Source organism: Nonlabens sp., assembly GCF_018401815.1.
Lineage (GTDB): Bacteria > Bacteroidota > Bacteroidia > Flavobacteriales > Flavobacteriaceae > Nonlabens.
Genome location: NZ_JAGYKG010000007.1, coordinates 32,107 through 44,554, shown reverse-complemented (window position 1 = coordinate 44,554; position 12,448 = coordinate 32,107). Strand labels below are relative to the sequence as shown.

At 36.7% G+C, this 12,448-nt stretch carries 10 protein-coding genes; 7 read left to right on the top strand and 3 right to left on the bottom strand.

Annotated features, from left to right (window positions below; genetic code table 11):
* Window positions 1-2 precede the first annotated feature (2 nt).
* Together KG732_RS12425 and KG732_RS12420 are read right to left on the bottom strand one after the other, a co-directional pair.
* A complete protein-coding gene (locus KG732_RS12425; protein WP_213524239.1) occupies window positions 3-233 on the bottom strand; it encodes a hypothetical protein in 231 nt (76 codons plus the stop codon).
* Window positions 234-325: 92 nt separating this feature from the next.
* A complete protein-coding gene (locus KG732_RS12420; protein ID WP_213524237.1) occupies window positions 326-1,081 on the bottom strand; it encodes an alpha/beta hydrolase in 756 nt (251 codons plus the stop codon).
* Between the two features lie 552 nt (window positions 1,082-1,633).
* Between KG732_RS12420 and KG732_RS12415 the strand changes: the two genes are divergently transcribed.
* From KG732_RS12415 to KG732_RS12385, 7 genes are all read left to right on the top strand, one after another.
* Window positions 1,634-1,855, top strand: a complete 222-nt coding sequence (locus tag KG732_RS12415; RefSeq protein WP_213524235.1) for a hypothetical protein — start codon at window positions 1,634-1,636, stop codon at window positions 1,853-1,855.
* 139 nt (window positions 1,856-1,994) lie between these two features.
* Window positions 1,995-2,207 carry a hypothetical protein gene (locus KG732_RS12410; protein ID WP_213524233.1) on the top strand — a complete coding sequence of 71 codons (213 nt, stop codon included), beginning with the start codon at window positions 1,995-1,997 and terminating at the stop codon, window positions 2,205-2,207.
* A 365-nt stretch (window positions 2,208-2,572) separates the two neighbouring features.
* The gene (locus KG732_RS12405; protein WP_213524231.1) at window positions 2,573-3,562 is read left to right on the top strand and encodes an endonuclease/exonuclease/phosphatase; all 990 of its coding nucleotides are present in this window, start codon (window positions 2,573-2,575) and stop codon (window positions 3,560-3,562) included.
* A gap of 243 nt (window positions 3,563-3,805) precedes the next feature.
* Window positions 3,806-4,720: a type IX secretion system membrane protein PorP/SprF gene (locus tag KG732_RS12400; protein ID WP_213524229.1), complete on the top strand. Its 915-nt coding sequence runs from the start codon at window positions 3,806-3,808 to the stop codon at window positions 4,718-4,720.
* Window positions 4,721-4,745: 25 nt separating this feature from the next.
* Window positions 4,746-6,614 (top strand): OmpA family protein, encoded by a 1,869-nt coding sequence (locus tag KG732_RS12395; protein ID WP_300980457.1) that lies wholly within the window; start codon window positions 4,746-4,748, stop codon window positions 6,612-6,614.
* A gap of 119 nt (window positions 6,615-6,733) precedes the next feature.
* Complete coding sequence (locus KG732_RS12390; RefSeq protein WP_213524227.1) at window positions 6,734-9,511, top strand: PD-(D/E)XK nuclease family protein; 2,778 nt, start codon at window positions 6,734-6,736, stop codon at window positions 9,509-9,511.
* Window positions 9,508-10,344 (top strand): alpha/beta fold hydrolase, encoded by an 837-nt coding sequence (locus tag KG732_RS12385; RefSeq protein WP_213524225.1) that lies wholly within the window; start codon window positions 9,508-9,510, stop codon window positions 10,342-10,344. The genes KG732_RS12390 and KG732_RS12385 overlap by 4 nt, the downstream gene beginning before the upstream one ends.
* A gap of 1,009 nt (window positions 10,345-11,353) precedes the next feature.
* Here the strand turns inward: KG732_RS12385 and KG732_RS12380 are convergent.
* On the bottom strand, window positions 11,354-12,412 hold the full coding sequence (locus KG732_RS12380) for an outer membrane beta-barrel protein (protein ID WP_213524223.1): 1,059 nt from the start codon (window positions 12,410-12,412) through the stop codon (window positions 11,354-11,356).
* Window positions 12,413-12,448 lie beyond the last annotated feature (36 nt).

The window sequence follows — 12,448 nt, the reverse complement described above, 5'->3', positions numbered from 1 at the left end:
ATTTACATTCTTGCTTCTTTTCTTTTGCGATCTACATGGTTTAAAATGCGATTAATTTCTGAATGACGTTCATTAAGCGGCACAAATTTCCCGTAAATTGTTCTTGTCATTTGTTTATGGCAGGTACAACAACATAGTTCTTGAATATGATCATTCACTTCACAGGATACCTGATAACGGTGACCTATCAAGGAACATCCTAATGCTTTTAATGGAGAATAGTTTTTAATCATATATAAGGCGTTTAACGGATAAAAATGAATTATCTAACGATAACCAGCCTAAATATATATTTTTTAGCAATTAAATATGCTGAAATACACAATTACTCGACGAAACACATATTTTTTAGTAGGTTTAAAGGGTTGATCAACAAAGACATGTGTCCGTTGTCGATAAGCTTTGCTTTTGCTCCTAAGTGAATCTGTTCTTTTTCAACTAGTTCCATAGTGACAATTTTATCTTGTTCACCGTATATGTAGGTAATAGAAAAGTCAATTCCTTTTAAAAAAGGTAAATAATTAGCCCTGTCTCGCATGCATTTTAGAGCTTGAACAATGCTTTTAATGGAAATTTGATCTGCTTGTTGTTTCATTAAAGCTATACGAGTTTTATATAAGGTTCTTTCTTCTTCGGTAAATAGATTGCCTATAGCCATGCTTATGTAAGCTGCCTGATGCTTTTCTATCAATAGTATCGATCGATCGCGCAGTAGTTTTCGTTGTTTAGTATCGTTGCTAGCGATGCTGTTGATTAAGGTTAAAGAAGAGATTTTCTCGGGTTGCACTTTCGCGAAAGCGCAAGCTAAATAACCGCCCATACTATGACCTACCACATGAATTTTTTCTATCCGCTCTGTAATTAAGATTTGATCGATCATTAAACCGAGCTCTTCTAAGGTGTAGTCTTCCTTAAACTCAGCAGTCAACCCATGCCCAGGAAGATCTATTTTCAACAATGAATAAGCCTTCAATAAATCTTGCTCTATATAATTCCATTGCTCCATACTTCCTAGAAATCCATGTATCAATAACACCACAGGCTGATGGTTGTTTATAAAGGTATAGTGTAATCTGTTCATGAAGCAAAGGTAATAGACTGTTAATGGTTAGGAAATCATAAGCAGTTCAATGTTGAGAAATAGTTGTTAATTTAGACTTTCACAATGGGAGAGCACTATTCTTACTTATGAAGTATTTCATTTATATTTTTACTTTCTTGTACAGGTATCAAAGATTATGAGTTGGCTAAAATAGCCTTAGACATTCGTCTAGAGAAATAGCTATTGCAAAATGCTAGTGGATAAAGAACCCGTTCTTTGTTGCCAAAACCTGATGATTTTCCAGTGATACCTCAAGGCCTATTTCATCTATTCAACACTCATTAAGTTGTTTTAGGACAATTGTTATTGCATGAAATAGCTGCAGTCAGGGTTCCTAAAAAGAGCCTAATGGGAGGCGCTTATTTATGCGCTTCATGTCGTACTGTAGCTTCCAGCTTTTATTCTGGTCTACGATGAGGAATAGAGGAAGGAGGAACTGGCTTCGGTTTTGCTGGAGAAGGCAGGCAATTAATGTAAACATAGCGCTGGACTCGGCACATGTACAACCATTACAAGCACCTACTGGAGTAAATGTTACTTATCAAGAACCCCCTTTGTGAAACGGAATCTAGATGTATAGCGACAGGAGTTCCTGAAAATCATTTGGATTTTCATGAACTAGAAACCCAAGCTTTAGTTGGTCAGTACATGCACAGACTTCAAATCGATGAAGATTTTGTAAAGAAGAATGGTTACCGATGCCTTTTTGATCAGGCTTTTGCAGATGTAGCGCTTAGCGCTTGCAGCTTATAATAGAACACTTCTGGCAAGTCGTTCTCCATGGCAAGATTATTTAAAGGGAGATGACAATGCTATTTCTGATCGAGAGAAGCGAGGTGCTATTGTTTTTGCAGGTAAAGGATAGTGCGTTATTTGTCATACTGGCCCAGCATTGAAAGATCTAGAATTTCACGCTTTTGGCTTTGAACACTTTGACAACTCTAATGAAGCTATAGTTTTAGATGATGCGGGTTTTGATAATGTAAAAAAAGGCCAAGGAGGCTTTATAGGAACCCCCTCTGAAACTTATAAGTTTAAGACATCTGTTTTATACAATGACGCGACGCAGCATTTTATGGTCATGCTGCTAGCTTTAGCAGTATAGAACAAGTAGTACGGTATAAAATAAAACCTTTTTTAAAATCAAACTGCTGCACTGAATCTGGCTGTACAAATGGGAATTGTAAACCATATGGAAAAATAACTTTTAGACCTAGTTTATTTTTTAGAGTACGCTTGGTACGGTGCCGAATAAACTTGCTATGTTCCAAATACCATGCGGTCTGGAAACTGTTTTCCTAATGCAGCCCCAAAAAGTAGAATGGACCTAAGGTTGTAATAGGTATAGCGGCTACAAAACAAACAAATAAACAGCCTATATCTAAAAGGCATTCAACTTTTATTTCCCATTTGGATTGCTTCAGTTTGGGGAAGTTATGCCTTACATTTGAGCCTTAAAACATTTTGGATTTGTCTATTCCTTCCCAATCTTTTGAGCAGTATACTGTTGCTTTTTACAATGTAGAAAATCTTTTTGATGCTATAAAAGATATCCAAGTATTAGATAAGGATTTTACTGAATTTGGCCATAAGAATTGGACAGAAAACAGGTATCAAAAGAAACTTAAAAAAATAAGTGAAGCTATAAGTAAGATCGGTTTTGAATTCACAGGCAAGCTACCAGCGATAGTGGGTCTTGCAGAAGTAGAGAATAAAAAAGTGCTTCATGATCTCATTATGCAACCTAAACTCGCTCCAAAAAAGTATGATTATATTCATTATAACAGTGCGGATGAGAGAGGAATAGATGTAGCCTTACTGTATGATACTCGGGTTTTTAAACTCGGCTATTCAGAACCTATCGTTATAGAGTTAAAAAATAAAGAAGGGGTACTAGAAGCTACTCGAGATATATTATATGTAGAAGGAGTTTTAGCTGGGACTCCAGTACATATTTATATAAATCACTGGCCGTCACGTCGTGATGGTGCAGAGGCTACCGATGCAAAAAGAGTTGAGGTTGCCAGTCAATTAATTCAACACATAGAAATAAAAGATCCAAATAAGAAACGCATTGACCCACATTTAGATATAAATGAGGCACATCATGTAATTATTATGGGAGATTTTAATGATGATCCAGAGAATAACAGTATCAAAAAGGGGATTTTACCTCAAGGATTTGATAATATTACTGCTCCTTTAAAGAAGTTTCATAGAGGCACTTTAAACCACCAATTTAAGTGGAATCTTTTTGATCAAATTATAATTAGTGAAAGTTTACATAATCATGTATCGGGGTCCTTATATTTTTATAAAGCAGATATTTTTGATGGCATTATGTTGAGAGAATGGAAGGGGAAATACCGTGGTCAGCCAGCCCGAACATTTGTAGGGGGCAATTACAAAGGGGGGTATAGTGATCATTTTCCAGTTTTTGCTTTGTTTAGAAGAAATTAAGACGCTATTGAACCCTAAAATATGCCATTAATCTATTATGGTTTTGTTAAACAATAAGTAGGAGTAGTTTTTTATATATTCACCAAACTAGATATAACAATAGGATTCTAAATTTCTTTATTTTTACTCTTTAGCTTAGGCGAAAGAGAAATTAGAAGGAAGAAATTCAAGATCATAAATAGAATCGTTCTATATTTAGCCATCTGAAACTGAAAACTCAACCTTAAAACTAACTTTGTGAGAATGAAAAAATTACTTGCAATGGGGCTGCTTATCTCTGTCGCTGCAACCAGTATAGTGCATGCACAACAAGATCCCCAGTACACACAGTACATGTACAATCAAAATATTATTAATCCAGCCTATGCAGGTACTCAAGATGGTGTGAACATCACAGCTCTTTACAGGCAGCAGTGGTCGGGCATCACTGGAGCACCAGAGACCATCACCCTGTCTGGTAGTACACCATTAGGGGAAAGAACAGGGGTAGGCCTCTCCATTATCTCAGATAATATAGGTCCGATTAGTGAAACTAATGCCTATGGAGATTTTTCCTATAAGTTACAAGTTGGTGAAAAAACTACCCTAGCCTTAGGACTTAAAGCAGGACTTACCTTTTTTGATGTGAATCTGAATACCGTTCAGACGACACAACCAGGAGATCCGCTTTTTTCTGAAGAACTTAATGAGACCTATTTAAATCTTGGTGCTGGAGCCTTCCTTTATGGGGACAACTGGTATGCTGGTTTTTCTGTTCCTAACATGTTGAACAGCACACACCTTGATGAAAACGGCCTTAATTTTGGTAGTGAGACGCAACACTATTTTTTAACAGGTGGATACGTTTTTGACGTAGCTGACAATATTAAATTGAAGCCACACGTTTTGGTTAAAGGAGCATTTGATTCTCCTGTGAGTTTTGATTTGAATACAAATGTTTTATTCAACAACAAATTTGAATTAGGAGTTTCTTACCGTTATGAAGATTCCTTCAGCGGATTGATAGGAATGAATATCACAGAGAGTATTAAAGTAGGTTATGCTTATGATCGCATAGTTTCCGATATTTCTGTAGTTGCTGAAAGCTCTCACGAGGTATTTTTAACATTTGGCTTGGCCTTCCCACGTAAAGTGATGCAATCGCCGCGTTTCTTCTAATTCTAAACATGCAAAGAGTACAACCATGAAAAAACTATACATATTTTTAATCTTATTCGTTGGTGTTGCGATGAGCGCGCAAGCACAAACCGATAAAACTGCAAAAGCAGATAAATTATACGAGCAACTGCGTTATGTAGATGCTGCAGAGGCTTATGAAAAGCTGATCAAAAACGGAGTGAGAACTCAACACGTTTACACACGACTAGGAGATTCTTATTTTTACAACAGTGATTTTAAAAATGCCGAAAAAAATTATGCGAGAGCAATAAAAAATGATCCTCAGGCAGAGACTCTTTATAGATATGCTCAGTCTTTAAAGGCTTCTCAAAAATACGATCTTTCTAATACCATAATGAACCAATTTGCATCTTTAAAACCTGCAGATGATCGCGCTAAGCAATACAAATCACATCCAAATTATATCGATGAGATTCTTGGGATGAAAGAACTATTTACCACTAAATCTCATCAATTCAACACGGAGGCAAGTGATTTTTCAGCTTTACAAGTAGGTAATAAGCTCTACTTCTCAAGTGCTCGTAATGAGAATAGAGGTAAGTATGGATGGAACAAAGAGCCTTACTTAGATATTTATGAAGCAACTATTGATGATGCGGGAACCGTAGGAAAGCCAGAACTTGTAAAGGGTGAAGTGAACACAAAATATCACGAAGGTACTTTAGACATTACACCAGATGGGAAATACATATTTTTTACTCGTGTAGATTATTATAAAGGAGATTATGAAAAAGCGGTAGATGGAGAAAGTAAACTTACCATTTACAGAGCATTAAATGCTGGTGGAGAGTGGAGAGATGTTGCTACTACTTCTTTAGAATCCAAAGAATATGGAGTAGGTCATCCATCTATAACTAAAGATGGAAAAATGATCTATTTTGCAAGTGAAGCACCAGGAGGACAAGGCGGGACAGATATTTATAAAGCAGAACTTAAAGACGGTCTTATTTCTAATCCGGTTAATTTAGGTCCTGCAGTGAATACTACTGGAGACGACTCCTTTCCTTATGTTGCAGATGATAACACTCTTTACTTTTCAAGTAATGGTCACTTAGGTCTAGGAGGTCTAGATGTGTTCAGGTACAAAGATGGTCAAGTAACTAATATGGGGAGTCCCGTGAATAGTCCCTTAGATGACTTTGGTTTTTCTTATTCAGAAGCTACGGGTAAAGGTTTTGTTTCTTCCAATCGTGAAGGAGGAAAAGGTGGCGACGACGTATATGGAATAGAAAAAATTGAAATCTGTGAAGTAGTAGTTAGTGTAACAGCAGTAGATGCAAAAACAGGAATGCCAATTCCAGGTGCTATTGTTTCTTTACAAGATGCAGGGGATAATACTATGCCAGGGCAGACTACAGACGCAAATGGTGTAGCGGTATTTACTACAGATTGCAACTTAGAACTTATTGCTCGTGGAGCAAAAGATAAATATGAAAGTGGTGAAGCTACCCTATCAGTTGCTGAAGAAGAAACAGCTATGGTAGAAGTACTCATGATGCCAGAGCCAGAAATTGTTGAAGATAAAATCATTCTTAACAAGATCTATTTTGACTTGGATAAATCAAATATTAGACCAGACGCTGCGCTTGAGCTGGATCGATTAGTAGGATTAATGAAAAAATACCCTACGCTTGAAATTCTTGCAGAAACCTATGCAGATATAAGAGGCGCTGATGATTATAACCTAGCGCTGACAGAAAGACGCGCCAATAGCATTATTAAATACATAGAATCACAAGGGGTGGAGGCCTCTAGATTAAAAGCTGTTGGCCGTGGAGAGGCAGCTCCAGTTGTGGATTGCGCATCAAAAAAATGTACGTCTGAGGAATATGAATTGTCTCGTAGATCAGAATTTACGATTACAAAAAGATAACTCATACTTATTTATTCATCCAATGCTTAAAGTCCATTTGCCCTGCAAATGGACTTTTTTATTTTTAAAAGGAATCTAAAAAAGACTCCTAAAAGAAGCATATTAATTATCTTAACCAGATGAATTCATTTTTAGAAAAAGTTCTTGGGGATCTTGAGAAAAATCAAATAGATACCACCACAGCTATTTATGTCGTGCCGTCGAGAAGGGTCGGTATTTTTTTAAGCAGGTACATAGCACAACGTCTGGAGCAACCTATATTTTTGCCTAAAATTTATAGTGTAGAAGAGTATATAGAACAACTTGCTGAAGTAGAAGTAGTGGATGATTTAGATCTGTTACCACTGTTTTATAGCGCTTACAAAAGTGTAGAGAAGGATAATAAAGTGGATAGCTTTGACGAATTTATAGGTTGGGCAACCACTATTCTTAAAGATTTCAACGAGATGGATCGTTACCTAGTTGATCCAGAACAGTTTTTTAATTATTTAGGTAGTGTCAAAGAAATGGACCATTGGGCTTTGAATAAAACCCCCACTTTGATGGTTTCTAAGTACTTGAGATTCTGGAAAAAATTACACTTGTATTATGAGGCTTTCCAAAAGCTATGTATGGAAAATGAAACTGCTTATCAAGGTATGGCCTATCGATTGGCATTTGATCGCTGTATGGAGCACTTTGACACAATTCATTTGAATCTTTTTGAAGGGAAACAAGAATCAAGTGCTTCTATATTAAAGCATCGTGTAAAAACTATCTTTTTAGGACTTAATGCGCTTAATACTGCCGAATCCAAAATCATTCAAAAAATTATTCAAGAAGAAAGGGGGTTGGTTTATTGGGATATAGATGCCTATTTGATGGATGTACCACATCACGAATCGGGTAAGTTTATACGCAAGTTTAAAAAGCAGTGGAAGTATTATACTTCAAAAGAATTACAACTGTATAGCAATGAGTATAACACCAATAAACAGATAGGTATTCATGGTGCTGCAGGTAACTTAAGCATGATTCAAGTGGCCGTTCAGTTAATGGAGCAAATCCCACAAGAAGAACTCGAGGAAACTGCTGTTATTCTTGCAGATGAGCGCTTGTTACTTCCCTTATTAGACGCTATTCCTGAGAATATTGAGCACTTTAACGTGACGATGGGACTTGCACTAGATCAGTTGCCATTAACTGCTTTTATCTATGATATTATTAAGATGCATACCGAGGCTATTGAGGATGGATTTTATTATAAGGGCGTGATCAACATTTTAGAATCCTCCTTTGCTCATGTGCTCCTTAAAAAGGACTCCAGGCGGTTGGTTCAATATATAAGAGAGAAAAATTTAATTTATGTGACTCCATCGAGCTTTGATGAAGGTTCACCAAATGACATGCTCTATAAAATACTTCAACCGGTACAGGATGTTGGTGGGCTTATTGGTCTGATTCAATTCTTGCTGCACGAGCTTAAAATCAAATTGCTTAAAGAAGAGAATCGAAGACTAGAAATAGAACAATTATTAGGCATTACCGAAGTGGTGCAACATCTGGCAACTATTATTGACAACAATCAAGAAATTAAGGACCTTAAAACCGTTGCCTATCTATACAAGCAATTGGTGTCTCTTAAAAATCTTGATTTTATAGGAGAGCCGGTTCGGGGACTTCAAGTTATGGGGCTGTTAGAAACAAGAGCCTTAGATTATAAAAATATCATCATGCTTTCAGTGAACGAGGGTGTTTTACCTGCAGGTAAATCAACAACCTCTTATATTTCAAATGACATGAAGTATCAGTTTGAGTTGCCTACCTATTCAGAGAAAGATAGTGTATACGCTTACCACTTTTACAGATTGCTTCATCGAGTAGAAAAGGCAGCGTTTATTTACAATACAGAAGGAGATACCCTAGGAGGTGGAGAAAAGAGCAGGTTTTTAACTCAATTAGAAACAGATCAAAACTCTAAGCACGTCATCTCTCACCAACAGTATATTTTTAAAAATAGTGCAGTAAAGGAAAAGTTGCTGGTAATTAAAAAGGAACCCTCTTACTTTGAACGATTACAGCAAATAGCCATTAGTGGTTTTAGTCCATCTGCATTGACCAGTTATGTGCGCAATCCAATTGACTTTTATGCGAGTAAGATTTTGCGCATTTCAGATATGGAGGATGTGGAAGAGAATATTGCTGCAAACACCATGGGTTTGATTATTCACGAAGCGCTTGATAAATTGTATCAGTATTATGTGGGTAAACTATTGGTCAAAGAAGATTTTGACCAGATCAAAAAGCAAATCCTGCCCCAATTAGAAAAGGCGTATCATGAGTGTTACTCGTCAGGATCCACACCCTTAGGCAAAAATAAAATCATTTATGAAGTATCCCTTCATTACATCAAGAAAATGGTACAAAGCGACTTGAATCTTGTTCTAGGGGGCCAAGAACTTATTATTAAAAGCGTAGAGCGCAAACTAGAGGCCCATATTGAAGTTCCGCAAATAGGTAAGGTGAAAATCCATGGAAAGGTGGACCGTATTGATCAACTCAACGGAAAATTGCGCATTATTGATTATAAGTCTGGAGCGACTGAAAAAGGGGATGTAGGTATTGATCCACAAAATTTCCATATACTATCAGAGGATTATAAAAAGGCAAAAGCCTTCCAAGTCCTGATGTACAGTTATTTGTATAGTCTTAATGAACCCTTTACTGAAGCTAGTGCAGGGATTATCAGTTTTAAGAATTTTGATGAGGGCTATATTCCTTTTTCTTTTAAGGAAGCAAGATCTTATAAAGAAAAAATGATTGATGCAGAAGTGCTGCAAGATTTTGAAAAAGTACTTCTGAGGTTGATTCAAGAATTATTTGATAAAGAAATTCACCTTACAGAAAAACCAGTATGATTACAAAGAATAATAGTATCATAAAAGGAGAAAGCGATCGAGCTATACTGTTGGATTATGAGTATCAAGAAAGCAGTACCCCTTTACCTGTAGTTGTTTTTTGTCATGGATATAAAGGGTTTAAAGATTGGGGCGCATGGAGCTTGATGGGTTCCGCTTTCGCGAAAGCGGGATTTCTATTTATAAAATTTAACTATTCACACAACGGGGGCACTGTAGAGCAGCCTATGGATTTTCCAGATCTCGAAGCTTTTGGAAACAATAATTACAGTATAGAAGTAAGAGATACCATTAGGGTTTTGGATTGGATAGAAAACTCAGATTTGCCAGTAGATCGTCATCAGATAAATCTATTAGGGCATTCTCGAGCGGGGGGTATTACCACCATAGTAACCGCAAAGGAGGCTAGAGTTTCAAAACTTATTACGCTTGCTGGTGTGGCTCATTATGCCGAGCGCTTTCCAAATGCCGGAGAGGTAAAGGAATGGAAAGAAAAAGGTGTGATCTATGTTAAAAACGCACGTACCAAACAAGAAATGCCGCTTTTCTACCAATTCTATGAAGATTTCCTTCAAAATGAAGAAGAATTAACTATTCTTAAACAAGCCGAAAAAATAAAGCAAGCTCACTTGATCCTTCATGGAGAACTAGATGAAGCAGTTTTGGTAAGCGATGCTTATGCACTTCATAAAGCAAGTTCTCATTCCCAATTAAAACTCATTAGAGAAGCAAATCATACTTTAGGATCCTCGCATCCTTGGAATGCTGATCGATTACCAGAAGACTTAAGACAAGCGGTGCAGTGCATGGTTAATTTTTTAAAGGGGTCGTAAAGGTATAGTTGGTTACGGAAACAAAAGGCGTAGGGGTCATGATTTGGGGACTGTTCAAAACAAAAAAGCCAAGGATGGAGCTCCTCAGCTTTTTCTAGTAGTCCCATATAACAATATGTAGGACTCTTTTTTATAAAGTTTTTCTTTAGTTAGGGGTAAAGAAAAACAACAAGTAAAAGGTCTGTTGACTCATTTAATCTTATCGGGTTGCAAATATAGTTAGTTGGAAAAGGAGTTCGTTCTAATTGGAATACCTATTTACAATAATTTTGTGGGTGCTATTTTTTTGTGATGCACCTTTTTCCTATATCAAGTTTCATTGCCCCCACAGGAGGCCTTTACCACGTAATTGAAAGTAACAACAGGCTTGCAGATAAATTAGATGACGGCAAACATAAAAATGGAGGGAGTAATAGTAAAGCAATGTATTTCTCTTCAAACAAAGCTGAGTTCCCCCTATAAGTGCAACACATCTGCATTGTAGTGCTTTAATCGGGGGATTACCATCAAACTTTTAGGTAGGCCAATAACTATTGTGCTTCCTTTTTTGCTTTCTAATCTAAAGGGTTATTTTTCTTGGAAAACGTTTTCAATTATACCTGTACAATTCTGTACAGATCCCTTATGCTATGACGGATAAGGGGTTCAATAAGTTTTAGTATTAAAAGGAGTGGCTAGATCACAATGATGTTCAAATTCAGTTTTCTGATTTTTGTTCCAGTGCTTTGACATGAGTTTTGGGCTTCACTTCTCGCATGGCATACAACCAGTTATTCATGATTTGAACTCTTCATTTAAAACAAAGCGTTGTGCTATTTAATAAGGTTGTTGATCAGGTTTTTGATGCATGTTCAATTCTTTTGAGAGGCTGCTCTAACTCGTTGAGGAGTGCTGCGTTCAAGCTTGCTACTAGATCACTTCGTTGATTTGCTGTTCCACTTGTTAACTAAGCGGGCACCATTAAAAAAAAACGAACTTAACAATTACCTATTCATCAAAACACAGGGAGCTAAAATGCATAAACTGCTGCTAGTAAAAATGAAGAAAGGCTTTTTTGAGGTGCAAATTTGGTATTTAAAAAGCTTGCGTCAGAGCCATTATCAATCCTAATTTCAGGTTTTAATAATAGGCTTCCAATAGAAGCACTTCCGGTAAGTGTTAGAGCAAAAACACTTGAATCTGCTACATTGTTACCTATTTGGTCAATAGCACCATAAGCCCCATGTTCTAAAAAGTATTCTCCCCTAAGACCAATGGCAAATGAATCTGATGTGGTGAGTTGAGGATATAAGGCAACTCCTGAAAAACCTACTCCGTCGTTGTCATAGTGGGCTCCATTTAACCCTAAGTAAAAACTATCAGTAATTGAAAATCCGCCAGTGTAATCCAATTCATATGCACCATTATCTATTAATATATTCATGTTTTGCCCTTTATAACCGAGCTGAGCTCCAAATGCGTAACCTCCAGTTGGATTATATTCTGTAAGGTCTGTTGGATTAAAGACTCCTAACATAAGAGATACATCTTCAGTCAACGCAAGGTCTGCTTTAATTCCTGTATGGCTAAAAGGGCCATAGGAGAATAAGTAGGAAGTGCTATAGTTAAAGTTTGCAGCGGGAGAAATAACCTCATAGCCTAAGAAGGTATTAAAATTACCCATAGTTATGGTTATTTTATCGCTTGCATTCCAGTACATATATAATTGATTCACAACATTTCCAGTAGCAGAATACATTGGCGAGTTAAAAATAGCATCGGTACCTCTTGGTCCAAAAACTAAATCTGCTACAAAGCCTACTTTTTCTCCCTTGTAGGCTGTTATAATATTTGCCATGCCCAAGGCAAATCCAGGCAAATTTGCAAATGAACTACCCGGAGCCATAGCTTGTTCCCCTGAATTGGGAGCGTTTAGATTTGCTCTAAAGTAAGTATCTAGAGTTCCGCTGAAGGTAAGTTTTGGGACTGTTTTTTCTTTAAGCTCTTGAGCAGAAGATAAAAATGATAGGGTTAAAGAAGTGCTTAACAATAATAATTTTACGTTCTTTGTAATAGTTTTAAAAATCATGAGAATTCGGTTTTAAGTGGTTTTTAACAAACGGAG